Below are 22,238 nucleotides of genomic sequence, written 5' to 3'. Positions count from 1 at the left end.
GCCGACCATGTGGGTTCGGACCGGTCGGTCTCGGTTACTGTCGCCGGTGGCGACGGATCGGCCGGACGGCCGGACCGACGGGATCGCCGGTACTCGAGACGTTGCACTCGGATCGCGTTCCTCGCGTGGTCCTCGACGGTGTCGCCTGCTGACGTGCTCAACGTCGCCTTCCGACACGCTCAACGTCGCCTACTGACGCGTTCAGGCGGCGTTGCCCTCGAAACTCGTCTCCGCGTGGAGGCTGTCCTTCAGCGCGTCGTGGACCTTGCAGAGTTCGAAGGCGCGCTCGATGATCTCCTCGCCGGTGTCCTCGTCGACGTCGCCCTCGACGCGGATGTCGAACTGGACGGACTCGAGTTTGTCGTCGTCGTTCAGTTCGCCCGTGATGTCGATCTCGATCCGCCCGAGGTCGTCGGCGTCGCGCTGCTGACCGCCGACGCGCAGTGCGGGGACGTAACAGGAGCCGTAGGCGGCCAGTAGGGCCTCGAGCGTGTCCGGCGCCTCCTCGCCGGTGGCGTCGATCGTCGTTTCGAACTCCCGGGTCTCGTTCGTGGCGCTGTATCCCTCCTCGGAGACGGTGGTGACCTGCTTCGCCATAGCACTCGAGTCGTCCACGAGCGACGCTGTAAACGTTTGGTGGTGTACTGCCGGTGCGAGCCAGCGAGCGCGAACCGCGTCTACGAGCGCGGTTCGTCGATCGGACGACGACGTGGCGAGCGCGTCGTCGCACCGAGAACGGGACCCTGCGTTTGCAGCGCGATTCGATTTATCAGTTCGTACGAAACGTTCGCGGACGAACAATGATGCGATCCGACAGGGAATCGGCGAACGGACTCGGCGTCGTCACGCCGCCGCGGGACGGCGCGCGACGGTGTTCCCTCACGGGTCGCGAACGAGCGGGTTCGCCTCTCTCGGCGCTGCCATGCGGTCGTCGCGAGTTCCCGGCACCGGGACGCCGGTCGTATCGCACCCTCGAATCACTCGACGGTATCGGTCACTCGAGTACCGATGGTTGACGTCACCGGGCACTTCGGCATGGCGCTGTTGTTCGCCGCACCGGCGTGGCTAGTCTGGGGACGGCGAGGAGCGATCGCGTTCACGGCGTTTGCGATGGTGACGGCGATGATCCCGGACGTCGATCTGGTCCTGCAGGGCTACCTCCCGATCACTCACCACGGGATGACGCATTCCCTGCTGTTCGTGGTGCTGATCAGCGTCCTCGTCGGTGCGATCGCCGCCCGGTATCTCACCGACTGGTTCAACGCCCACCGACGGATCCGAAGCACCGAAATCGAGAGCGAGACGGTCTTCGTCTTCGCGACGGCGGGACTGCTTACCGGCGGCGTCAGCCACCTGTTCGCGGACATCCTCTCCGCGCCGGACATCGCCCCACCGATCAAACCGTTCTGGCCGGTCTACTCCGACCCGGTGATCGTCGACGTGATCTACTACGACTCGCCGGTCTGGAACTTCGGACTGCTCGCCGTCGCCATCGGCCTCCATCTGGTGCTGGCCCGATACGAGCGCTATCCGCTCGAGACGCGCTACCGGATCGGCGGCCGCTCCGAGAGCGATAGCTGATACGACACGAGCGGGAACGACTGAGGACTCGCGGCAGCACTCTTTCTTTCGAAGAAACGCCCAGCCGTCGGTGATCGACGGTCCGTCGTCCGTCGACGCGCCCGCTCACCTCACAGTTCGTACGGTTCGCCGGTCTCACTCCGTCCAGAAGCCGCGTTGGCGCTCCTCGATTGCTGTGAGTACCGTCGAGAGGACGTCACGCCAGTCGGACGGATGTGACACGTTCGTTCCCGGTGTCGGCGCATCGGGTCCGGGATGGACGTGATCCCGGGTGTTATGATCGGAGGGATGTCGATCCCATCGATGGTCGAACGTCCCCTCGGCGTGGTCCTCGTGATAGTGAACGGTGAAGTCGCCGTTCTCGAACCAGACGATTTCCAGTCTCGCCTCGCGAACGCTGCGCGGATAGAACCCGGGATCGTAGACGCACGCTACTCGGTCCGGTGCGAAGTCGGGGGTCGCCTCGACTTGCGTGAAGCGATCGTCCGTCGAGAGCCGTTCGGCGAGGAGGTCGAGGCGATCGAAATCGACCGGTGCGCCGTTGCCGTCGGCGCTCGCCCCCTCGTCGCTCCGGTCGGTCATACGGCGGTCCGTTCCTCGGAGGATCCACCGGAGCCGGTCGTGATCGCTCGCTCGAGGAGGGCGATCCGTCGTCGAGTCGTCTGCCACGCGGTGACGTCCTCCCAGACGTCTTCCACCGTTCGATCGACTTCCGACGCGTGCGCCGTTATCGAAACCGCGTCCGGGGAGTCGACGTCGAACCGGTCAGCGTACTCCTCGTCGCGCTCCGTCTCTGCCGACAGATACTCGAGGAGTTCGTCAGTGGTGTACTGAGTTCGGAGCCGTTGGATCCGACGCCAGCGAAGGTACTCCTGGTTGCGTTCGTAGGTCGCGGGCGACTCGGTGACCTGCGTCGCGATCCCCATCCGTTCGAACCACTCGAGGTACTCCCGCGCCGCGTCCGTGCCGTGACCGGCCCGATCCGCAATGTCGCTGATCGTCGCCGGGCTGTCGAGTCCGAGAACGGCGTCGAAGAAGTCGTCGCGCGTTCGCTCACCACGAACCAACTCTCGAGGTGGCGTCAGTGACTCGAAATCCGGTGACTCCGCGCGTTCGTCGGCGTCCGCCTTCAGATCCGAGCGCGGCTCGTCCATGCTCGAAGCGACGGGCTCTATCGGAATAAAACTCGGGTTCTTCGGTATATTCCGCGGATCCCATTCCGCAGCCCGCTGTCTCGAACGGGTTCCCGCCAACTGACGGTCCGATTCGAACGCAGTTCTCGAGACGCGTGTCGAAAAAACGAGCCTCGGATCGGGATCAGCGACGGCGCTTCAGATCTCGTAGGTCTCGTCGCCCTCGAGCGCGACGACCTCGGCGTCGCTGCCGGTGCCGGCGACCTCGCTCTCGAACTCCTCGGGGTCCTGCTCGATCGGCGGGAACGTGTCGTAGTGTTGCGGGAAGGCGACGTCGACGTCGAGCCAGTCGACGGCGATGGCGGCCTGCTGGGGCCCCATCGTGAAGTGGTCGCCCATCGGAACCGCGGCGGCGTCGGGTTCGAGGTACGGGCCGATGACCTCGCGCATCTCGGTCATCAGCGAGGTGTCGCCGGCGTCGTAGAAGGTCGTCGACTCCTCGTCTTCGATCTGGGTGGGTTTCGTATCGGAGATCACGAAGCCGGCGGGCATCCCGCCGGTCGCGTCGTAGTCGGTCATGATCCCGTTCGTGTGGTCGGCACGGACCATCGTCACGTACGCGTCGCCACACTCGACGGTGCCGCCGAGGTTCATCCCCATCCCGCCGACGGCGTCTTCGAAGCCGAACTCGTCCTCGCAGTAGGAAACGATCTCGGGCGTCGCGACCAGCGTCGCGTCGGAGAACTCGCCGGCGTGGGCGATGTGGTCGGCGTGGCCGTGCGTCAACAGTACGTAGTCGGGCGCGTCGACGTCGGCCGGCTCGAGGTCCGTCTTCGGATTGTCGAAGAACGGATCGATCAACAGTTCCGTCTCCCCTACGGTGACGTGCCACGTCGAGTGGCCGTGCCAGGTGACTTGCATTGCGTGCGATTCGTTCGGCCGAACGCAACTTAAAAGTGGCCGAGCGGGCCGAAACCGGCCGAGAATCTGTCGATCGAACGCCCTCGGCTACGGGAGATCGATCGTCCCGACCGTGAGATATCGGCCCCCTCGGCTATCGGGCGCTGGCCGGGGCGTCGCCGGCGCGAACGTCGGGATGGTCACCGGCACCGGCACCGATGGCCGGTGGCCGTCCCCGTGTCGTTTTTTACCCCCGGCCCGTACGGCGACCATGCTCTCGCTGACGCTCGAGGAGTTCATGATAGAGTTGAACGACGGATCGATCAAGAACGTCGGTCCGGCGAACAAGTCGGCGACGGTCAAGCTGTTCGAGGTCGAGGACGCCGAGGCCCGCGAGTTCGGCGACAAGCGGGTCAAACTCGTCTTCGAGGACGCCGACGGCAGCGAGGTTCAGGTGTCGCTGTTCCCGGAGGACGTGCGAAAAATCGCCGACGACATCGAGACGCTCGAGGCCGAGTCGCCGGCGTTCGACTGACGGCGCGGCCATCGCGTCCGCCGGGCAGCCCCCAGTAGCGGGCGAACGCATTTCGACAACCGTTTTAGGGCGAAACCGCTTGGTCCGAATAGATGGGTAACTGTATCATCTGCGGCACAGCCGTCGACGGCGAGATCTGCGAGAGTCACGAGGAGGACGCGGTGTTCGAATTCCGTGGCTCGGCAGCCTCGCAGCTGACTCCCGGTCGGTACTACCGGGGGACCGTAGACGGCTACGCCGACTTCGGTGTCTTCGTCGACATCGGAGCCCACGTGACCGGTCTGTTGCACAGAAGCGAACTCGACCAGCGACTCGAGAGCCTCGACTGGGAGTCGGGCGACGACGTCTTCGTTCAGGTCCTCGACGTCCGGGACAACGGCAACGTCGACCTGGGCTGGTCGATCCGCCAGCGCGAACGCGAGTTCCGCGGCAAACTGATCGACACCGGCGACGAGGAGGTGCTGCCCGAGGACGTCGACGACGCCGGATCCGACTCGGCGGTCGACGAATCCGAGGCCGACGCCGACCAGTCGTCCGGTTCCGCCGCCGCGTCCGAGTCGGCGTCCGGGTCCGAGTCGCAACCCGAGCCCGAACCCGAACCCGAGTCGCCCGACGAGGTCGAGGCGGGCGAGTTGCAGGCGGCCGCCGACGACACCGGCCCGTCCGACGAGACGTCCGCGACGCCGAACGCGCCGGAGGCCGTCGCGGCCGGCAGCGGCAGCGCGTCCGTCGCCACCGAGACGGCCACCACCGGCTCGGCGCCGGCGACCGACGACGCCGCCGACGCCGAACCCGAGGCCGAATCGGCGCTCAACCGCACCACGATCGACGCCATCGAGAACCAGATCGGCAGCGTCGTCCGCCTCGAGGGCGAGATCACCGGCGTCCGCCAGACCAGCGGCCCGACGGTGTTCGAACTGCGCGACGAGACGGCCACCGTCGAGTGCGCCGCCTTCGAGGAGGCCGGCGTCCGCGCCTACCCCGACGTCGACGTCGACGACGCCGTCGTCCTCGAGGGCGAGGTCGAACGCCACCACGGCGACCTCCAGATCGAGACCGAATCCCTCGAGATCCTCGAGGGCGAGGAGCGAGAGACCGTTCGCGACCGCCTCGAGAGCGCGATCGAGCGCGAGGCCCGACCGGCCGAGATCGACCTGCTGGCCGATCACGAGGCAGTTACCGCCGTCGAGGAGGACGTCGCCGACGCCGCGACCGCGATCCGCCGGGCCGTCGTCGAGGCCCGCCCGATCGTCGTCCGCCACGGCGCGACCGCCGACGGCTACGTCGCCGGCGCCGCCATCGAGCGGGCCGTCCTCCCGCTGATCCGCGAGAAACACACCCGCGAGGACGCGGAGTACCACTACTTCGAACGACGTCCGCTCGACGGCCGCGTCTACGACATGGACGCCGCGACCAGCGACGTCACCTCGATGCTCGAGGCCCGCGACCGCCACGGCGAACAACTGCCGCTGGTCGTCGTCGCCGACGCCGGCTCGACCGAGGAGTCGGTCGACGGCTACGATCTGCTCTCACTGTACGACGCCGAGACGGTCGTCGTCGACGACAGCCGCGCCGACGAGGCGATCGTCGATGCGGTCTCCGTCGCCGTCGCGCCCTCGCTCGCCGGTGCCGACGTCTCGGACGTCACCTCGACGGCGCTCGGCGCGAACGTCGCCGCCCACGTCAACGACGACGTCCGGAGCGACCTCGAGCACCTCCCCGCGGTCAGTTACTGGGAGGACACCCCCGAGGCCTACGTCGACCTCGCGACCGACGCGGGCTACGACGAGACCGCGCTCTCCGAACGCCGCGAGGCCATCGCGCTCGAGGCCTTCTACCAGTCGTACAAGGACAAGCGCGAACTCGTGATCGACCTGCTGTTCGGCGACGGCGAGGAGACGGCCGCGCGAGACGGCGACCTCGCGGCCCACGTCTCCGAGCAGTTCCGCGCGAAACTCGACACCGAACTCGAGACGGCCCGCGAGAACCTCGCGCTTCGGGGTATCGACGGCGTGACGGTCGCGATCCTCGACACGGACGCGTTCACGCACCGGTACAACTTCCCGACGACGCCGCTGCTGCTCGACGCGCTCCACCGACGACAGCGCGATCAGGCCGACCACCCGTTCGTCACGCTCGGCGTCGGCGACGACGAGCTGCACGTCCGGGCCACCGAGACGATCGACGTCCGCGAACTCGGCGACGCCGTCCGCGAGGCGGCGCCCAACGCCGGCGTCAGCGTCGTCGGCGGCCGGGACGGGCACGTCGAGTTCCTGCCCGGCGAACGCGACGCCGTCCGCGAGGCCGCACTCGAGGCGCTCGGCGAGACGCTCGCGTAAGACTCGTTCTCCTCCATCGTCCACCGCCGCGTAGCGACGGCAGTACCGACTGTGTAGCGACGGCGCTACGACCGTGTACTGGCGGCGCTCCCGGTTGTGTAGCGACGCCGCTGCGGCGACGCCTCTGCTCCGAATTCGGGTCTCGCGGCTCCGATTTCTCACTCGATTTCTAACTGCCCGCTTCCACCATCCCCGTCACCGCCGTTCTCGTCCCACTCGAGTTCGAACTCGATACTCAACTCGCCGGGACTATCCGTCGGCCCCTCGCGTTCGGCCTTGACTTCGAAGGTCGGACGGGCTGGCGGATCGAGCGTCACCGACTCGGTGCCTGCTTTCAGCGAAATCGCGTTCCCGCTTTCGAGGTTCTCTGCAACGGTGCGAAGGTACGATGCGATCGCTTCTCTGCTCTGGCTGCTCTCGGACTCGAACAGGACTTCTTCGGGCATACGATACCCGATACAGTGGACGACCCGATAAGTGCATCCGCCCTACCGACTGGTTTCGCCGTCGATGACTGGACGCTCGAGGTACCAACACCTCGACCCATCAATGTATTTTCAGTTCAGGGAGAATGACCGCGTATTGACGCCCTCGAGACGCTCCGCGAGCGCTACGCCGCGGGGGAACTGACGGACGACCAGTTCGAACGGAAACTCGAGCGGTTGCTGGAGACGGGGACGCTCGAAGACGCCGACGAGTGGGTGCGCGACCGCGGGCGCGAATCCGATGGCGCGAGGGAAGCGGACCGGAATCGGGAGTACGAGTACGATCGGTGAGTCCGCTCAGTCACCGGACTCCTCGGTTCGCTCGGATCGGTCGGCTCGTTCTGTTCGTTCGGATCGATCGGGTCGCTCGACGGCCCCGGGATCGGGCCAGGTGACGCTGCCCTCGAAGGGCACGCCGATCTTCTCGGCTGCGCGGGCGATCATGTGGGCGCCGGTCGGAACGGTCAGGAAGAGGAAGCCGATCCCGATCAGCGCGGTCATCCCCTCCTGGCCGGGGCCGAACTGGGCGAACGCGGCGAGGAAGATCGCCGCCGTGCCCAGCGTCGTGGGTTTGCTCGTCGCGTGCATCCGGTTGTAGACGTTGGGCAGGCGGAGCATGCCGATGGTGCCGACGGTCAGGAAGAAGACGCCGACGACGATCAGCGCGGCCACGACCGTCGCGTGAATCATTCGATCACCTCGCCTTCGGTGACGAACTTGGCGACGGCGACCGTCGCGATGAAGCCGATGATCGCGAGCACCAGGCTCACGGTGACGAACAGGCCGCGATCGGTCAGGATGGCGAAGAGGGCGGCGATGGCGACGACGTTCGTCGCGATGGCGTCCAGGGCCACGACGCGGTCGGGGTTCGTCGGTCCGCGGATCACTCGGTAACTACAGACCACGCAGAGCCCACTGACGAGGATCAGCGCCACTCGAACGACGGCGTCGAGCAGCGCCGGATCGGCGGCCTCACTCATCGCTCTCACCTCGCCGTTCGCGGCCCTGATCCCTGTCTCTTTCCCCGCCGGAGACGACGATCGGCGGCGCGGGATCGCCGGGGGAGGCCTCCTCGTCGAACATCTCGAGGGCGTAGTCCTCCCACGTCCGGATCGGCGCGGCGATCGCTTCGGGATCGCGCCCGTCGACCGCGTGGACGTAGAGCGCGTTGGTCTCCTCGTCGTAGTCCAGCGTGACGGTGCCGGGCGTGAGCGTGATGCTGTTGGCGATGGTCGTGACCGCGAGGTCGGTTTCGACGCGCAAGGGCACCAGAATCACCTCGGGTTCGATCGGCATCCCCGGCGAGAGCACCCGGTAGGCGACGTCGAGGTTCGCCCGGACGATCTCCCACGCGAACGTCGCGAAGTAGAGGCCGGCCGCCGGGAGCGCACGCGCCCCGCGAGCGACGTCGACGCGCTCGATGTACAGCCGGCGGAAGACGAAGGCCGTCGGCAGGCCGACGACGAGGCCGAAAATGAGCTGGCCGAGCAGCGCCGACGGCGTCAGCGTGGTGCCGCGGACGAAGATCCACAGCACGGCGAAGACGACGCCGGCCAGCGGCCAGGTTTTGACCCGCATCAGTGCTCACCTCCCTCGCTCTCGAATTCGCCCGGTTCGATCGGATCGACGGCCTCGACGTACGCCTCGCTGTCCAGGGCAGCCGTCGCGGCCGCGTCGGCGAACTCGTACACGGGTTCGAAGCCGACGCCGACCGCGACGATGGCGACCGCCAGCGCGACGACGACCCCGACCTGCACGCCGTCGACGGCCGCGTTCTCGACGGCGTCGGTCTGAACGCCCCAGAAACTCCGGTTCCACGTCCGGGTCATGTAGGCGATGGTCAGCAGGGAGCCGAGCAACAGGAGGCCGACCACCGGCGCCGACCCGACTCGAGCGGCCGCGTCGAAGACGAGGAACTTCCCGAAGAAGCCCGACAGCGGTGGAATCCCGACGAGCGCGAGCGCGCCGACGAAGAAGCCGATCGCCAGCGGCGGCGACCGCCCCGCCAGTCCGCCGAGGTCGGCCAGCCGACTCGTCCCGGTCGCCGACCGGACCGCGCCGACCGCCAGGAATAACAGCCCCTTCGCCAGCGTGTGGTTGAGCGCGTACACGAGCGCGGCGACGACGGCGAGGTGGCGCAGTTCGGGCGCGGTCGCCGCGATGGCCACCGGGATCGCGATGAAGCCGACCTGCGCGATGCTCGAGTAGGCGAGCACGCCTTCGATCGACTCGCGTCCGACGGCGCCGACCCCGCCGACGAGGATGCTCGCGGCCGCCATGACGAACAGCGCGCTCCCGACGAACACGAGCGGGGAGTCGCCGGAGACGGCCAGTTCGGTCCCGGGGACGGCGAGTTCGACGGGGACGTCCGCGTCGGCGAAGACGGTAAAGGAGAGGCGGATGATCGCGTAGATGCCGACCTTCTTGGTCGCGCCGGCCAGCAGAGCGGTGATCTGGGGCGGCGCGGCCCGGTAGGCCGTCGGAATCCAGAACTGGAAGGGGACGAGGCCGGCCTTGATCGCGAACACCGACAGGAGCAGGGCGAAGAGGCCGACGACGGGGGCGGGTTCGATGCCGTACGCCGCGGGGTCGGCGAGTCGCCGCGAGAGGTCGGCCATGTTGAGCGTCCCCGTCGTCGCGTAGATCCCGCCGACGGCCAGCAGGAAGACCGCGCTCGCGAGCAGGTTCAGCGCGACGTACCAGAAGGCCGCCCGGGTGTGCTGGGGACCGCCGTAGTAGGCGACGAAAATGTAGCTGGCCATCAGCATCACCTCGAACCAGACGAACAGGTTGAACAGGTCGCCGGTGAGGAAGGCGCCGGTGACCCCCAGCGCCAGGAAATGAAACAGCGGGAAGTAGTAACTGCGTCGGTCGATCTCGGGCAGTACGCGGGTCGAGAAGATCAGCGACGCGATCCCGAGGACGGCGACCATCGTCAGCATGAACGCCGAGAGCCCGTCGACGACGAGCGTGATGCCGAACGGCGCCGGCAGGTCGCCGACCTGGTAGGTCGCGATCCCCGGCGCGTCCGGCGCGAGGACGACGTACCAGTCGATCGCCGCGACGGCGATCGCGTAGGCCGCGCCGCCCGCGAGGCTCACGCCGATCCGCGCCCGCGGCCATCGGCTCAGCAGCAGGCTTCCGACGGCGGCGACGAGGACGATCAGCATCGGCGCGATCACGAGTTGCGATTCCGTCCCCGCGGGGAGCGCCGCGAGCGTCACGAGGGCTGTGTCCGCCGTCAGCGTCGATATCGTCATTCGCGATCACCCAGATCGGAGACGTCCAGCGTGTCGTGTTCCTCGTACACCCGATACGACAGCACGAGCGCGAAGGCGGTCATCCCGAAGCCGATCACGATCGCGGTCAGCACGAGCGCCTGCACCAGCGGATCGGCCGTCTCCGGGACGTGGTCGCCGTGACCCGCGAGGACGGGCACCGAGTCGGCGGTTCCCGCGGCGATGCCGCCCATCGACAGCAGGTAGACGTTCGCGGCCTGGCTGATGATCGCCAGCCCCCAGACGACCCGGATCAGGTCCCGGCGGAGCAACAGGAACGTCCCGAGCGCGAACAGCGCGCCGACCACGGCCGCGAGGACGACGGCGGTCATTCGGCACCCACCACCGAGAGGATCGTCAGCAGGCCGCCGACCACGACGCAGTAGACCCCGAAGTCGAACGCCAGCGCGCTCGCGATCTCGAGGTGGCCGTAGACCGGCACGTGCTCGAATATGACGTACGTCTGGCTGAGGAAGGGCAGGCCGAACAGGAGGGGCACCAGCCCGCTCAGCACGGCGATCGCCAGCCCGTACTCGAAGACCCGTCGGTAGGCCACGACGACGCGGTCCCGAGAGGGTTCCTTGCCCGAATCGACGTCCCGGCCCAGCACCCCGCGCTCGAGGAAGTCCAGCCCGAACGCGAGGTAGATGACCGCGAAGGCGGTCGTGGTGAGCACGCCCCCGATGAAGCCGCCGCCGGGGAGGTTGTGGCCCTCCACGAACAGCGAGATGGCGACGACGAGGATGATCGGGACGATCACGCGGGCGGTCGTGCGCATGACGACGGACGTCGTCATCGCTGCTCACCTCGCGTTCGACGCCGATTTCCGGGACGTCGCGCGTCGACGATCATTCGTCGCCACCTCCGGAGCGCATCACGATCAGCGTCAGGATCGAGATGGCGGCCATCGCGACGACGACGAGTTCGCCCATCGTGTCGAAGCCGCGGAAGTCCACGAGGATCACGTTGACGATGTTCGTTCCGCCGCCCTCCGGGACGGCGTTCTCGGTGTAGAAGCGGGCGATCTCCGTACGCCCTTCGGGCCGGGCGTCGGTCGTGACGAGGACGGTGACGAACGCCGTCGCGCCGACGGCCAGCGAGACGACGGCGTCGCGGGCGTACTTGCCGAGTTCGACCTCGTAGTACTCGGGAATCTCCTCGACCACCAGCAGGAAGATCAGGAGGATGAGCGTCTCGACGACCAGCTGGGTCAACGCGAGGTCGGGCGCGCTCGCGAGGATGTAGAAGATGGCGACCATGAAGCCCAGGATCGAGAGCGTGAGGATCCCGGCGATGTGGGAGGTCGAGAGCACGACCGCGAGGCCGGCCACGACGGCGACGAGGAGGACGAGCGCGACCGCGGGCGGCGCGTCGACTCCGACGAGTTCGGTCGGCGCGATGGCTCCCGCCGCGGCGAAGCCCACGAGCGCGAGCCCGCAGGTGCCGAGCAGCGTCCAGGTCGCGTACGTCCGGAGCAGTCCGTTGTGGATCCGGTCGCCGACCCAGGCGCCGGCGCCCGTGAGGTTCCCGATGACGGCGTCGTACCACCAGTTCGCGGCGACCGGCGGGGTCGTCCGCAGGACGGTGCGGATCCCGCGGTGGATCCGGTCGTAGAACGGGTAGGCGGCCAGTCCGAGCGCGATCGTGACCGCGCTCATCCCCACCGGCGTGGAGTAGCTGGTGGGGAGCCCGGCGTGCATCTCGTGGGTCTCGAGCGCCGTCGCGTCGACCCCCGACTGGACGATGACGTCGACGGCCAGTTGCGGCCTGATGCTGACGACGGCGGCGAGGATCGCCAGCACGGCCGGCGAGACGAGCAGCGTCGTCGACGGCCGGTGGACGTGGCCCAGTTCCTCGGGCCGATCGCCGAAGAACAGCGCGAGAAAGCGCAGCGAGTAGAGGACGGTGAAAATGCTGCCGAAGACCGCGACGGCGGGGTAGAGCCAGCCGAGGGCGCCGATGTCGTGATAGTGGCTCGCCTCCACGGCCGCCTCGAACAGCAGTTCCTTGGAGTAGAAGCCGTTGAAGGGCGGGATACCCGCCATGCTGAGCGCGACGACGACCGTGATCAGCGCCGTGATCGGCAGGTCGCGGCGGAGCCCGCCGAGGCTGTGGATGTTACGGGTGCCGGCTTCGTGGGCGACGATGCCGGCGACGAGAAAGAGCGTCGCCTTGAACAGCGCGTGGTTCAGGAGGTGAAAGACGCCGGTCTCGGCCCCGTAGACCGACGTGAAGCCGAAGCCGGCGACCATCAGTCCGAGGTGGCTCGCCGTCGAGTAAGCGAGCAGTTCCTTGATGTCCGTCGCGGCGACGGCCATGATCGCACAGACCGTCATCGTCGTCAGGCCGAGCGTTGCGAACAGGAAGAGCCACTCCTCGCCGACGAGGATGGGCCGCATTCGGCCGACGAAGTAGACGCCGACTTTCACCATCGTCGCGGAGTGCAGGAACGCGGAGACGGGCGTCGGCGCGGCCATCGCGTTCGGTAACCAGAAGTGGAGCGGGACCTGCGCGGACTTGGTTCCCGCGCCGATGGCGAGCAGGCCCAGCACCGGCAGGAACAGGCCCTGCTCCCGGAGCCCCTCGGCCATCGCGTCCGCGTTCTCGAGCATCGCGGCCAGATTGAACGCCGCGTCGGGGCCGACGACGTCGCCGGCGACGACCGACAGCAAGAGGAGCCCGACGAGCAAGAAGAGGCCGCCGCCGACGGTGATGAACATCGCCATCCGGGCGGCGTACTGCGAGGAGTCGTCGGCCGTGTAGTGGCCGATCAGGACGAACGAAGCGAGGCTGGTAAGCTCCCAGAACAGGAAGATGGCGATCAGATCGGCGGCCAGCGCCACGCCGATGATCGAGCCCATGAACGCGAGCAACGCGGCGTAGAACCGCGGCAGGTGGGACTCGCCGTGCATGTACGCCGGCGAGTAGAGGAAGATCAGCGTCCCGATGCCACAGGCCAGCATCGCGAACAGCAGTCCCCAGCCGTCGACGTAGAACTGCAGCGCGACGTCCAGCGAGGGAATCCACTCGAGAGCGACGGCTCCCTCGGTGCCGTACTGGGTCGCGAGCAGGAGGAAGGACGCCAGCGCGACCGCCACGCCCGCGTAGCCGGTCCGTTCCCCGAGGAGCCGATACAGGACCGGCGTACAGACGGCGGCGGCGAAGGGCAACCCGACGGCGGCCAGCACCACCGACAACTCTGGCGGCATCTAGTTTCTGTAACCTACCGTGAGAGTGTACTTAAATCGTCGCCTTTCGCCCCGCGTCCCGGCCGATCCGGTCGTCGATCATCGGCCGATTCGAGCGCGACCGGCGGCCGGAGTCCGTCGTCGTCGAGTCGCTCGGGACGAGCGTCGATACCGCGTCGTGGAGCCGCTCGTCTCGAGGCGAGGTCGACGACGCGCCGCGCAGCCGTCGACGTCGCGGGAGACGCGGAACGCTTTTGCCTCGACTCTCGAACCCGTACGTATGGCGCTCGCGGAGTCACCCCTGGTCGCCGCCCTGGGGATCGTCTCGGTGCTCGCGGTGTTCGGGATCACCTACTGGGACGCGGCGCGGATCGACACGTCGCGGCCGCTGCTGTGGGCCGTCGTGACCGCCGGAACCCTCGCGGCCGGGTTCTTCCTGTTCCTGTTCGTCCCCGACGCGCCGCTGACCGGCGTGATCATGACGGCCAACACCGGGTCGGTGCTCTACACCTTCGAACGGGAGGTGACCACGGAGGACGACGAGCCCGCGGAGCCGGGCACGCTTCCCCACGAGCCCGCCGGCAGCGGTTCCCTCGAGTCGAGCGAGCGACCGCCCGGATCGAACGACGAGTAATCCCTCGAGCGACGCCGACCACACGGTTTTTGTTCGGGCCGGTCCAAGCGGAGCCATCATGAGCGACTCCGCCGACGGGGCCGCCGGTTCGGCTCCCGGCGACGAACGGGACGAGGGCGAGGACGGCGGACCGATGCAGGTCTCGAGTCCGGACTACCACAGCGAGAACCACACGGCCGCCCAGACCTGCGGCTGGACGGCAAACGCCATGCGCGGCGAGGGCAAGTGCTACAAGAACATCTGGTACGGAATCGAGTCCCACCGCTGTATCCAGATGACGCCCGTCGTCAAGTGCAACGAGCGCTGCGTCTTCTGCTGGCGGGACCACCAGGGCCACGCCTACGAGATGGACGACGTCCAGTGGGACGACCCCGAGGCGGTCGTCGACGCCTCGATCCGACTCCAGAAGAAGCTGCTCTCCGGATTCGGGGGCAACGACGAGGTCCCCCGCGAGGTCTTCGAGCAGGCGATGGAGCCGCGCCACGTCGCCATCTCGCTGGACGGCGAACCGTCCCTCTATCCGTATCTGCCAGAACTCATCGAGGCCTTCCACGACCGCGAGATCACCACGTTCCTCGTCTCCAACGGCACCCGACCCGAGGTGCTCCGGGAGTGCGATCCCACCCAACTCTACGTCAGCGTCGACGCGCCCGAGCGCCACACCTTCGATCAGGTCGTCGGCGCCATGGAGGACGACGCCTGGGCAAACCTCCTCGAGACGATGGACGTCCTCGCCGAGAAGGACGAGACCCGTACGGTGCTCCGAACGACGCTCGTTCAGGGCGAGAACATGCACCACCCCGACTGGTACGCGGGCTTCTACCAGCAGGCCGACCCCGACTTCGTCGAACTGAAGGCGTACATGCACGTCGGCCACTCGCGGGGTCGCCTCGACCGATCGGCGATGCCCGACCACGAGGACGTCGTCGACTTCGCAGAGTCGGTCCGCGAGTACATGCCCGAGTTCACCGAGTGCAAGGAGGTGCCCGCCTCTCGAGTCGCCCTGCTCGCGAAGACGTCGGACACCTGGGTGCCGAAACTGAAGAAGGACAGCGAGTTCTGGGAGCGCGATCCGGTTACGGGCGACTGAGCGCCGAAACCCGCGCGGATCGGCGGGCCGCGACGCACCGTCCCCGCGGGATCCTACTGCCCGAGCCGCGAACTGCGGACGACGCCTCTGATCGTCACGCGGAGCTTCCGGCTGATCGCGGTCAGCGTGACGCCGTAGACGACCGCCCCCAGCCCGATGATCGCCAGGAGATGGTACCACTGCTCGACGGCGACGGCGCGTTCCGCGGGGACGATTACGGCGAGCATGACGAACCCGGCCGCGAACTGTTCGGCGAGCGTTCGCGGGAACAGCACGACCTCGGAGAGTTCCCGTTTGATGACGATCGCGGAGAGGCAGTAGCGGAGCGTCTCGGCGATGGCCGTCGCGACGACGACGCCGATCGCGCCGTAGACGAGCGTCAGCGCGACGCCGAGAACGACGTTGATCCCCAGCGTCACGGCCGAGATTCGCGTGTTGACGTCGGGCCGATCGATCCCGTAGATCACGCTCGAGAGCACGCCGGCCTGCGTCTTCGCGATCTGGTACGCCGCGAGTCCGACGAGCAGCAACGCGGCCTCGGCGTAGTCGGGACCGAAGAACGTCACGACGAGCCGCTCGGGCATCGCCACGGCGCCGAAGAACATCGGGATCGCGATGATGCTCGTGAACGCCAGCGTGTTCGAGACGTCGTCCCCGAGTTTCTCCCCCTCGCTGTGACGGCGGCTCACCCGAGCCATCAGGCCGCTCGAGGCGGCCATCGTGACGAACGTCGCCGGAACCGTGAGTTTGAACGCGACCTCGTAGTGGCCCGCGGCGGCGGGCGCCAGCAGGTAGCCCAGCAGGATGATGTCGAACCGATCGTAGGCCTGCCCGAGAAACGAGTTCGGAATGCTGTACTTGGCGTACGACCAGACGTTCGCGACCGTCTCTCGCGACGGAGCGACCGGCCGCGCCTGAACGTAGTACGCGAGGATCGGCACCGTCAGGAAGGTCGCGCCGGCCAGCCCGTAGGCCATGCCGGCGGCGCCGAGGCCGAGCAGGATCAGTCCCAACTGGAGCGGAAAGGTGAGCAGGGACCGGAGCGTATCGGTCCACATCGAGGCGCCGACGCGGCCCCGCGCCTGTACCATCAGATCGAGCGGTTCGAAGAGCGTGACCGCGAGCAGCAGGACGACGAACAACACCGGCGCCTCGGGGAGGCCCGTGTAGGAGACGAGCCAGCGGGACGTGACGAGCGCGACCGCCACGGCCAGCCCCATCCAGACCAGCGTGAACAGGGCCTGGCTGCCGACCAGTTCGCCCGTCGGGGCGTCGGCCTCCGAGAACCGCTTTTTCACCGCTGTTCCCCACCCGTTGACCGCCCGATCGGCGATCTTCACCAGCGAGAAGAGGAGGTAGTAGCCGCCGAACCCGGACGGGCCGAGCACCCGCGCGAAGACGATCGTCCCGAGGAACCCGATCGCGGCCATCGTGAACTTCGCGGCCGTCGCCTTGACGGTCTCGCCCCCGAGGCTGACCGAGGTCGCGTCGCTCATGGGTCGCGGGACCTCCGGCGTGGCGGCTGCGTGCGGCGAGGTATTCGACTCACTCCCGTGGGCCGCTGACGGCGCTCGAGCGCCGCCGCGGACGGAGAGCACGCTCGGCCGTCCACCGTCGATCGACTCGAGCCCACCGTCACAGGTATCCCAGATCCTCGAGCTGTGATTCCAGACCGGACAGATCCGCCTCGGCGAGCCCCTCCCGCGTCTCGAGGTCGGCGATCAAGCCCTCGAGTTCGGCCTCGAGGACCGCCGGGTCGCAGTCGCCGAGCAGTTCGGTCCCGGAGAGGCCCTCGAAGTAGTAACAGTCGGCCGTCGCGATGCCGTGGCGTTCGCGGTCGACCGGCCCGACGTCGTACCCGTCCTCCTCGAGCGCGATCGCCCGCCGCTTCGAGATGCCGTGGAACTCCAGCAGCCCACTCGACCGGGGCTCCGACGCGAGCGGGTCGCTCGAGAGCAGCGGCTGGAACGAAACGCCGCGGCGGTGGTCGGACTCGATTCCGGCGATGTCGAGCACCGTCGCGTAGACGTCCAGCAGGTTCACGAGGGCGTCCCGCGTCGGCCGGTCCGCGCCGTCCGCGTTCGGGGTCCGGTGGTCGGCGTTCGGCCCGGGCGCGGAGACGACGAGCGGAATCTCCGTCACGGGCGGGTGGAGCCCGGCGCCGTGTTGCCACGCGCCGTACTCCCCGAGCGCCTCGCCGTGGTCGGCGAGGGTCACGACGTAGTCGAACTCCGCCGCGAGTTCCGCGTAGATGTCGCGGTAGATGTCCGAGAGGTACCGCACGGCGTCGTCGTACGCGGTCCTGATCCGGTCCGGATCGGCCGAGGGCTCCCCGAGCGTGGCCTTCACGCTGTCGAAGTGGGGCGACTCCTCGTCCGGGTAGGTCCGGTACTCGTCGGGCGGATCGTACGGCAGGTGGGCCTCCATGAGGTTCGCGAAGAGGAATTCCTGACCTCGGTTCCACGACCGGTCCCGAACGTACTCGAGGAACTCCGCCGCGCCGTCGTCGGGGTGGCGCCCCTTGAGTCCCATATCGCGGAGCTTCATGAGGGCCCCCTGCTTCAGCGACTGGGTCGTATCGCAGTCGCCGTCGACGCAGCGCCAGAGCGCCCGGAGGTAGCGTTCGGGGCCGTCCGACCGGTGTTCAGCGATGAACTCGTCCCAGTCGAAGACGTCCTCGCCGAGGCCGCTGAGCCGCCAGCCGCCGTCGAACTCGTCGAACCCGTGGTGCCAGCCCAGTTGCTCCGAGATGTTGACGTTGCAGCTGAACGCCCGCGTCCGATACCCCTCGTCCTGAAGCAGTTCGGGGAGGCGAGTCGTCTCCCGGTCGAAGTCCTGGGACTTGATCGTCACGCCGGCCTCGACCGCGTAGCGGCCCGTGAACAGCGAGGCGTGGGCCGGGGCCGTCCAGTGGGTCGTGCTCCACGCGTTCGTGAACTGCACGCCCGGCAACCAGTCGAAGTGCTCGTCGAACGAGTCGGCTCGAAGCGTATCGAGCACGACGAGGGCGATTGATGGCTCGTCTCCCATGGTCGCGGTTCCGTTCATCGTTCCATACCTCCGGTAAAGAACCTACTCCCGGCAATGGAACCGGCCGCCGGAGGGCGTCGAGTCCCCGTCACAGTTCCGCTCACAGGACCGTCGCGACCCCCTCCTCGAGGGCCTCGACCTGCGCCTCTTTCTCGCGCTCGAGTCCGTCCATGTCGAACCGGACCGGTTCGCTCGTGACGTCGCCGTCGATCGGCACCCGGTCGAACAGGTTCGCTCGCGGGGTGTCGAAGTAGAACTGGGCCCGGTTGCCGTAGGTCAGCGCGGGGAGGCAGGCGTGGATCCGGTCGGACCGCACCACGTCCGCGTTGGCGTAGAGGAAGAGGTAGTCGGTCACCAGATCGGAGACGAAGACGTTCTCCTCCTCGAACAGCGGCGTCTCGAGGCCGACCAGTTCCCGCGCTCGCTCGCCGACCGGGAAGTGGTACGGTTCGTCGAAGGGGGCGTGGTCGGGCCGGATGATCGTCGACGCGCCGTCGACGTCCGGTTCCTCGCCCTTGTCGAACGTGTGGACGTCGAACTCCTGATTCGCTTCGGGCGGCTGGTGAGCGTCGCCCAGGAACAGCGAACAGTCGATCCCGTCGTACAGGTACTCCACGAGGTCGCCGTATTCCTCGTGGGCGGTTCGATCCCGCGTGAGCAGGACCTCGATGTCGAGCGCGTCGAAGACGGCCTCGACGTCCTTCCGCTCGGCCTCGTCGTACTCCTCGCCGCCCCCGCCGATAATAACGATCGGAATCTCTCGCTCCCGGAGTTTCCGGAGGGTGTCGAAGTACTTCCGGAACGTCGGCCGGGAGAGCACGCAGCCCGGCAGGACGGCCAGATCGGCGTCGATCAGTTCGCTGACGTTCATCGTATTCTGCCGAATCCGGTGGGTCGGCGACTCGTAGTCGGACTGCCCGAACCCCGTCATCCGGGCGAGCTTCCGGGTGCCGCCCCACAGCGCCGCGGTGTCCGCCGCGTGGTTGGGGTAGCCGCCGGTCTCGACGATGTCCGCGTCGGGAAACGCCCGCTCGAGCATCGCCCTCGCCCCGTAGTCGATGAATCCGTTTCCGATGTTCGTCGTCCACGTCCGCAAAAGCAGGATTCTCATTACGCCCGTCTCCACCGGAACGGGCCATAATTATGGGGCGACTACGGACAGACAACAGTTCGATTCGGTACCGAATGGTGATTGTAGATGCCGATCTCGAGTCGAGTTGCGTCGAGCGGAGCGATCCGTGATGATCGTATACGGTAATCCGCCGCTGACGACTCCGTACGGATCACGTTCCGAGAGTTTGGTAGTCTCTCTGAGACGGGAAGCGAATATCAAGCCTTAATCGTGGCCAGCAGAGAGTAGAGGACAGCGGGATGGGATAGCCAGGAGATTCCGGCGGGCTCATAACCCGCAGATCGGTAGTTCAAATCTACCTCCCGCTATACTTTTGCCGCGAGCAAATCCGCGAGCGGCGAGTATAGCACGGTGGTAGTTTGAACCAGTCGAGACGCGCGCAGCGAGAGCGCGGTCGCAAACGCGACCGCGATTGCGAACGGCGCGAAGCGCCGTGAGCGAGCACGTCTCGGCGTGGTTCAAATCGTCAAATCGCGCCAACCTTCTTCTCGAGGCGGCCACGAACTCGTGTGACTGTTCGGAAATTCCGGACTCGAGGTCATAACGCTCTGAAGTCGGACATCAGAGGGTCGAATGCGACCATCCCGTCTGCAAACGGGAGGCAACTGCTACGCGGACGTGGAAAGAAGACAGCGAAGCGGTACCGGAGAAATGCGACGAGTCACAGCCTGCTATCGTGGCGGCAGGGAATAGCCACACCCTCCCCAGCCGATTCGCTCACTTCGTTCGCTCATCCCTCGCGCAGTGTGTCGACCGCCCTCGTTAGCACTCGGTCGGTCGACAGCGCGCGCCACCGCGTATCGGTCGGTCAGCAGGAACAACATGGAAGTCATTGATACCGATCGAGACACCGACTGACGGCCGAGCGGTTCGGTGTCGCGGTCAGTCGAGGTAGCCGAGTTCGCGCAGGCGTTCGGTCGGCATGTCGATCCCCTCGTCGTCGGATGCGCCCGTTTCGGACGCCGCCGCGCGCTCCTCCACCCACCGGCGCACGTCGTAGACCGATTTCGGATACGTGTCCGCCGTGGAACTCGCGTACGCGCGCCAGGAGTGACTCGCCGGCTTCTCGCCGGCGTCGGGCGGGTAGAACTCGGTTCGCATGCCGTGGTCACTGACGACGAGGAGTTCGTCGTCCTCGCCGAGGGCGGCGACGATTTCCTGGACGTACTCGCCGACGCGTTCGTAGGCGCGACGCAACGCCTCCTCGTCATCCGCGTAGGCGTGGCCCGCCGCGTCCAGCGTGTGGACGTGGACGCCGGCGATCGAGACCGGGTGCTCGAGCATCTCGCGGGCCCAGCCGAACTGCTGGGCGCAGAGGCCGAACAGTTCGCGCTCGAACTCGCTGCGGGACATTCCCTCGGCGACTGCGTTCATCAGGTCCCACGCTCGCTGGAGCGGCTGGCCGTCGTGGACGCCCGGCCAGTTGTGGACGACCGCGTCGTCGGCGTCGAACATCGACTCGCGGTCCGTCTCGCCGATGCGCTCGCGCGTGCCGGTTCGCGACCGCACGAGCTTCCCGAGCGTCCCCCGCGTCGACTCGTCGAGGTGGCCCGTGACCGTCGACGCGAGGTCGAGCGCGGGATTCTCCCACTCGCTCGTGCCGCCGCCGGTGATCCCGTGCTCGGCCGGCTCGAGTCCGGTCGCGACGGTCGCCCAGACCTCCGGGGTATAGGGGACGTCCTGGGTGTTCGCGAACGTCTCGATCTCGCCGCCGGACGCGAGGCGGTAGGCGTCGAGATCGAAGTGGTCGATCAACCCGGCATCGAGCGCGTCGAGCGCCAGTACGACGACCGTCATGCGTAGCCGAGATCCTCCAGGTCTTCCTGCAGCGCGTCCTCCTTGACGACGTAGGCGGGATCGAACCGCTCGCGTTCCCGCTCGAGGGAGGGGTCTTCCACCCGCTCGCCGTCCTCGAGTCGATACGTGCCGGCCTCCGTCGCGATGTGGTCGGCGGTCATCGCCGCCTTTCGGTCCCCGTAGGCGGCGAATGCGATCTCGCGGTCGAGCGTCCCCTGGCGGTGTTCGGCGCCGGTCAGGATCGTCGGGACGTCGATCAGGGAGACGACCTCGCCGACGTCGGGGGCGTTGCGCGTTCCGAACGGGACGTTCAGCAGTTCGGGGCGCATCTCGCCGGGGTGGCCCCAGAGGCCGTCCTCGCCGAGCAGTTCGCCGTGATCGCCGCAGAAGACGACGCGCGTTCCGTCGGGGATCGCGTCCCAGAGGGACTCGAGGGCCGCGTCGAGTTCGGCGACCTCCCGTCGGTAGAGGTCCCGGACGAGGGCCTCGTCCTCGTCGGAGCCGCGATCCGAGAGCACGCGGCGGGTGATCCGCTGTGCCTCCGCTCGGTCGATATCCGCGCCGTCGGGGTCGTAGGGATGGTGGGGCTCCATGAAGTGCAGCCAGCCGAACCACTCGTCGCGGCCGGAGACCTCGCCGAGAAACTGGTCGACGACGTCGTCCGCGGGGCGGAACGACTTCTCGGTCTCCTCGACGTAGCTCCGGAGCTGCTGGTAGCGGTTGTACCCCCAGCTGGCGACCTTGTAGGGGAGCGAGCCGCGCTCGAGCAGGATCGCGCCCTTGTCCTTCAGCGACTCGCCGCCGCCCTTGGGCGACGTGAACGAGTCGAAGCCGGTCGCGTAGTCGTACTCCGCGGACAGCAGGTGGTTCGTCGTGATTCCGACGCAGCGGGCGTCGAACTCGTGGGCGACGCTGGCCTCGGGCTCGAGGCCGCTCCCGGTCGGGTACTCCCCGCCGATGATCGCGGGGAAGCTGCCGGGCGTCGCGGTGCTCGTGGCGAAGGCGGCGTCGTGGGTGTCGTCCAGGAACTCCAGGGTATGGGGCATGTACTGGACGTGATCGGTCCTGAGGGAATCGACCGTGACTAGCAGTGTGGTGTCCGTCATGGGTTCGTAT

22 protein-coding genes, 1 tRNA gene and 1 pseudogene are annotated in these 22,238 nt (G+C 67.6%); 7 read left to right on the top strand and 17 right to left on the bottom strand.

Going from position 1 to position 22,238, the window contains the following annotated elements:
• Positions 1 to 201: 201 nt before the first annotated feature.
• Positions 202 to 597 carry an OsmC family protein gene (locus J0X25_RS20630; RefSeq protein ID WP_207289331.1) on the bottom strand — a complete coding sequence of 132 codons (396 nt, stop codon included), beginning with the start codon at positions 595 to 597 and terminating at the stop codon, positions 202 to 204.
• A gap of 411 nt (positions 598 to 1,008) precedes the next feature.
• Here J0X25_RS20630 and J0X25_RS20625 point away from each other — a divergent pair, with 411 nt between their 5' ends.
• On the top strand, positions 1,009 to 1,581 hold the full coding sequence (locus J0X25_RS20625) for a metal-dependent hydrolase (protein ID WP_207289330.1): 573 nt from the start codon (positions 1,009 to 1,011) through the stop codon (positions 1,579 to 1,581).
• Positions 1,582 to 1,716: 135 nt separating this feature from the next.
• Here the strand turns inward: J0X25_RS20625 and J0X25_RS20620 are convergent, their stop codons facing one another.
• The 3 genes from J0X25_RS20620 to J0X25_RS20610 all read right to left on the bottom strand — a co-directional run bounded on the left by J0X25_RS20620 (position 1,717) and on the right by J0X25_RS20610 (position 3,635).
• Positions 1,717 to 2,163, bottom strand: a complete 447-nt coding sequence (locus J0X25_RS20620; protein WP_207289329.1) for a toxin-antitoxin system TumE family protein — start codon at positions 2,161 to 2,163, stop codon at positions 1,717 to 1,719.
• Positions 2,160 to 2,735 (bottom strand): DUF7342 family protein, encoded by a 576-nt coding sequence (locus J0X25_RS20615; RefSeq protein ID WP_207289328.1) that lies wholly within the window; start codon positions 2,733 to 2,735, stop codon positions 2,160 to 2,162. The genes J0X25_RS20620 and J0X25_RS20615 overlap by 4 nt, the downstream gene beginning before the upstream one ends.
• A gap of 177 nt (positions 2,736 to 2,912) precedes the next feature.
• Positions 2,913 to 3,635 carry a metal-dependent hydrolase gene (locus J0X25_RS20610; protein ID WP_207289327.1) on the bottom strand — a complete coding sequence of 241 codons (723 nt, stop codon included), beginning with the start codon at positions 3,633 to 3,635 and terminating at the stop codon, positions 2,913 to 2,915.
• A 250-nt stretch (positions 3,636 to 3,885) separates the two neighbouring features.
• Here J0X25_RS20610 and J0X25_RS20605 point away from each other — a divergent pair, with 250 nt between their 5' ends.
• On the top strand, positions 3,886 to 4,149 hold the full coding sequence (locus J0X25_RS20605; protein ID WP_207289326.1) for a hypothetical protein: 264 nt from the start codon (positions 3,886 to 3,888) through the stop codon (positions 4,147 to 4,149).
• A 92-nt stretch (positions 4,150 to 4,241) separates the two neighbouring features.
• Complete coding sequence (locus J0X25_RS20600; RefSeq protein WP_207289325.1) at positions 4,242 to 6,488, top strand: DHH family phosphoesterase; 2,247 nt, start codon at positions 4,242 to 4,244, stop codon at positions 6,486 to 6,488.
• A 158-nt stretch (positions 6,489 to 6,646) separates the two neighbouring features.
• Here the strand turns inward: J0X25_RS20600 and J0X25_RS20595 are convergent, their stop codons facing one another.
• Positions 6,647 to 6,934: an amphi-Trp domain-containing protein gene (locus J0X25_RS20595; RefSeq protein ID WP_207289324.1), complete on the bottom strand. Its 288-nt coding sequence runs from the start codon at positions 6,932 to 6,934 to the stop codon at positions 6,647 to 6,649.
• A gap of 138 nt (positions 6,935 to 7,072) precedes the next feature.
• On the opposite strand from J0X25_RS20595, the pseudogene J0X25_RS20590 reads away from it, so the two are divergent.
• A pseudogene (locus J0X25_RS20590) lies at positions 7,073 to 7,264 on the top strand (SHOCT domain-containing protein); the annotation flags it as partial.
• A gap of 6 nt (positions 7,265 to 7,270) precedes the next feature.
• Here the strand turns inward: J0X25_RS20590 and mnhG are convergent.
• The 7 genes from mnhG to mbhE are packed head-to-tail and all read right to left on the bottom strand — an operon-like array spanning position 7,271 to position 13,460.
• The gene (gene mnhG / locus J0X25_RS20585) at positions 7,271 to 7,663 is read right to left on the bottom strand and encodes a monovalent cation/H(+) antiporter subunit G (protein WP_207289323.1); all 393 of its coding nucleotides are present in this window, start codon (positions 7,661 to 7,663) and stop codon (positions 7,271 to 7,273) included.
• Entirely contained in the window at positions 7,660 to 7,953 is a 294-nt protein-coding gene (locus J0X25_RS20580; protein ID WP_207289322.1) for an MrpF/PhaF family protein, read from the bottom strand. Before J0X25_RS20580 ends, mnhG begins: the two co-directional genes overlap by 4 nt.
• The gene (locus J0X25_RS20575) at positions 7,946 to 8,551 is read right to left on the bottom strand and encodes a Na+/H+ antiporter subunit E (RefSeq protein WP_207289321.1); all 606 of its coding nucleotides are present in this window, start codon (positions 8,549 to 8,551) and stop codon (positions 7,946 to 7,948) included. The genes J0X25_RS20580 and J0X25_RS20575 overlap by 8 nt, the downstream gene beginning before the upstream one ends.
• Positions 8,551 to 10,233, bottom strand: coding sequence for a complex I subunit 5 family protein (locus J0X25_RS20570; protein ID WP_207289320.1), 1,683 nt, complete (start codon positions 10,231 to 10,233; stop codon positions 8,551 to 8,553). Before J0X25_RS20570 ends, J0X25_RS20575 begins: the two co-directional genes overlap by 1 nt.
• Positions 10,230 to 10,583, bottom strand: coding sequence for a sodium:proton antiporter (locus tag J0X25_RS20565; RefSeq protein WP_207289319.1), 354 nt, complete (start codon positions 10,581 to 10,583; stop codon positions 10,230 to 10,232). Before J0X25_RS20565 ends, J0X25_RS20570 begins: the two co-directional genes overlap by 4 nt.
• Complete coding sequence (locus J0X25_RS20560) at positions 10,580 to 11,047, bottom strand: MnhB domain-containing protein (protein ID WP_207289318.1); 468 nt, start codon at positions 11,045 to 11,047, stop codon at positions 10,580 to 10,582. Before J0X25_RS20560 ends, J0X25_RS20565 begins: the two co-directional genes overlap by 4 nt.
• A 52-nt stretch (positions 11,048 to 11,099) precedes the next feature.
• Positions 11,100 to 13,460: a hydrogen gas-evolving membrane-bound hydrogenase subunit E gene (gene mbhE / locus J0X25_RS20555; RefSeq protein WP_207289317.1), complete on the bottom strand. Its 2,361-nt coding sequence runs from the start codon at positions 13,458 to 13,460 to the stop codon at positions 11,100 to 11,102.
• Positions 13,461 to 13,719: 259 nt separating this feature from the next.
• Between mbhE and J0X25_RS20550 the strand changes: the two genes are divergently transcribed.
• Together J0X25_RS20550 and twy1 are read left to right on the top strand one after the other, a co-directional pair.
• A complete protein-coding gene (locus J0X25_RS20550; RefSeq protein WP_207289316.1) occupies positions 13,720 to 14,073 on the top strand; it encodes a hypothetical protein in 354 nt (117 codons plus the stop codon).
• Between the two features lie 58 nt (positions 14,074 to 14,131).
• Positions 14,132 to 15,163, top strand: coding sequence for a 4-demethylwyosine synthase TYW1 (gene twy1, locus J0X25_RS20545; protein WP_207289315.1), 1,032 nt, complete (start codon positions 14,132 to 14,134; stop codon positions 15,161 to 15,163).
• A gap of 53 nt (positions 15,164 to 15,216) precedes the next feature.
• Here twy1 and J0X25_RS20540 read toward each other — a convergent pair whose 3' ends face one another.
• The 3 genes from J0X25_RS20540 to J0X25_RS20530 form a co-directional block, all read right to left on the bottom strand.
• Positions 15,217 to 16,659, bottom strand: coding sequence for an oligosaccharide flippase family protein (locus tag J0X25_RS20540; protein WP_207289314.1), 1,443 nt, complete (start codon positions 16,657 to 16,659; stop codon positions 15,217 to 15,219).
• Positions 16,660 to 16,798: 139 nt separating this feature from the next.
• Positions 16,799 to 18,211 carry a sulfatase-like hydrolase/transferase gene (locus J0X25_RS20535; RefSeq protein ID WP_207289313.1) on the bottom strand — a complete coding sequence of 471 codons (1,413 nt, stop codon included), beginning with the start codon at positions 18,209 to 18,211 and terminating at the stop codon, positions 16,799 to 16,801.
• Positions 18,212 to 18,293: 82 nt separating this feature from the next.
• Positions 18,294 to 19,304 carry a polysaccharide pyruvyl transferase family protein gene (locus J0X25_RS20530; protein WP_207289312.1) on the bottom strand — a complete coding sequence of 337 codons (1,011 nt, stop codon included), beginning with the start codon at positions 19,302 to 19,304 and terminating at the stop codon, positions 18,294 to 18,296.
• A 254-nt stretch (positions 19,305 to 19,558) separates the two neighbouring features.
• On the opposite strand from J0X25_RS20530, the gene J0X25_RS20525 reads away from it, so the two are divergent.
• Positions 19,559 to 19,633, top strand: a tRNA-Met gene (locus J0X25_RS20525).
• 574 nt (positions 19,634 to 20,207) lie between these two features.
• On the opposite strand, the gene J0X25_RS20520 is transcribed toward J0X25_RS20525, so the two are convergent.
• Positions 20,208 to 21,122, bottom strand: coding sequence for an alkaline phosphatase family protein (locus J0X25_RS20520; RefSeq protein WP_207289311.1), 915 nt, complete (start codon positions 21,120 to 21,122; stop codon positions 20,208 to 20,210).
• Positions 21,119 to 22,228: a sulfatase-like hydrolase/transferase gene (locus J0X25_RS20515; protein ID WP_207289310.1), complete on the bottom strand. Its 1,110-nt coding sequence runs from the start codon at positions 22,226 to 22,228 to the stop codon at positions 21,119 to 21,121. Before J0X25_RS20515 ends, J0X25_RS20520 begins: the two co-directional genes overlap by 4 nt.
• Positions 22,229 to 22,238 lie beyond the last annotated feature (10 nt).

This window comes from Haloterrigena alkaliphila (genome assembly GCF_017352155.2).
In the GTDB taxonomy this organism is placed as follows: domain Archaea; phylum Halobacteriota; class Halobacteria; order Halobacteriales; family Natrialbaceae; genus Haloterrigena; species Haloterrigena alkaliphila.
Note: the sequence above shows the minus strand (reverse complement) of the source record. Positions and strands in the feature narration are given on the sequence as shown.

What these genes read in the sequence shown, in the direction of transcription:
- J0X25_RS20560 (WP_207289318.1), bottom strand. Translation starts at nt 11,047, where the DNA reads ATGACGACGTCCGTCGTCATGCGCACGACCGCCCGCGTGATCGTCCCG.
- J0X25_RS20550 (WP_207289316.1), top strand. Translation starts at nt 13,720, where the DNA reads ATGGCGCTCGCGGAGTCACCCCTGGTCGCCGCCCTGGGGATCGTCTCG.
- J0X25_RS20575 (WP_207289321.1), bottom strand. Translation starts at nt 8,551, where the DNA reads ATGCGGGTCAAAACCTGGCCGCTGGCCGGCGTCGTCTTCGCCGTGCTG.
- J0X25_RS20595 (WP_207289324.1), bottom strand. Translation starts at nt 6,934, where the DNA reads ATGCCCGAAGAAGTCCTGTTCGAGTCCGAGAGCAGCCAGAGCAGAGAA.
- J0X25_RS20630 (WP_207289331.1), bottom strand. Translation starts at nt 597, where the DNA reads ATGGCGAAGCAGGTCACCACCGTCTCCGAGGAGGGATACAGCGCCACG.
- mnhG (WP_207289323.1), bottom strand. Translation starts at nt 7,663, where the DNA reads ATGATTCACGCGACGGTCGTGGCCGCGCTGATCGTCGTCGGCGTCTTC.
- J0X25_RS20565 (WP_207289319.1), bottom strand. Translation starts at nt 10,583, where the DNA reads ATGACCGCCGTCGTCCTCGCGGCCGTGGTCGGCGCGCTGTTCGCGCTC.
- J0X25_RS20620 (WP_207289329.1), bottom strand. Translation starts at nt 2,163, where the DNA reads ATGACCGACCGGAGCGACGAGGGGGCGAGCGCCGACGGCAACGGCGCA.
- J0X25_RS20610 (WP_207289327.1), bottom strand. Translation starts at nt 3,635, where the DNA reads ATGCAAGTCACCTGGCACGGCCACTCGACGTGGCACGTCACCGTAGGG.
- J0X25_RS20615 (WP_207289328.1), bottom strand. Translation starts at nt 2,735, where the DNA reads ATGGACGAGCCGCGCTCGGATCTGAAGGCGGACGCCGACGAACGCGCG.
- J0X25_RS20600 (WP_207289325.1), top strand. Translation starts at nt 4,242, where the DNA reads ATGGGTAACTGTATCATCTGCGGCACAGCCGTCGACGGCGAGATCTGC.
- J0X25_RS20605 (WP_207289326.1), top strand. Translation starts at nt 3,886, where the DNA reads ATGCTCTCGCTGACGCTCGAGGAGTTCATGATAGAGTTGAACGACGGA.
- mbhE (WP_207289317.1), bottom strand. Translation starts at nt 13,460, where the DNA reads ATGCCGCCAGAGTTGTCGGTGGTGCTGGCCGCCGTCGGGTTGCCCTTC.
- J0X25_RS20540 (WP_207289314.1), bottom strand. Translation starts at nt 16,659, where the DNA reads ATGAGCGACGCGACCTCGGTCAGCCTCGGGGGCGAGACCGTCAAGGCG.
- J0X25_RS20580 (WP_207289322.1), bottom strand. Translation starts at nt 7,953, where the DNA reads ATGAGTGAGGCCGCCGATCCGGCGCTGCTCGACGCCGTCGTTCGAGTG.
- J0X25_RS20570 (WP_207289320.1), bottom strand. Translation starts at nt 10,233, where the DNA reads ATGACGATATCGACGCTGACGGCGGACACAGCCCTCGTGACGCTCGCG.
- J0X25_RS20530 (WP_207289312.1), bottom strand. Translation starts at nt 19,304, where the DNA reads ATGAGAATCCTGCTTTTGCGGACGTGGACGACGAACATCGGAAACGGA.
- J0X25_RS20625 (WP_207289330.1), top strand. Translation starts at nt 1,009, where the DNA reads ATGGTTGACGTCACCGGGCACTTCGGCATGGCGCTGTTGTTCGCCGCA.
- J0X25_RS20515 (WP_207289310.1), bottom strand. Translation starts at nt 22,228, where the DNA reads ATGACGGACACCACACTGCTAGTCACGGTCGATTCCCTCAGGACCGAT.
- twy1 (WP_207289315.1), top strand. Translation starts at nt 14,132, where the DNA reads ATGAGCGACTCCGCCGACGGGGCCGCCGGTTCGGCTCCCGGCGACGAA.
- J0X25_RS20520 (WP_207289311.1), bottom strand. Translation starts at nt 21,122, where the DNA reads ATGACGGTCGTCGTACTGGCGCTCGACGCGCTCGATGCCGGGTTGATC.
- J0X25_RS20535 (WP_207289313.1), bottom strand. Translation starts at nt 18,211, where the DNA reads ATGAACGGAACCGCGACCATGGGAGACGAGCCATCAATCGCCCTCGTC.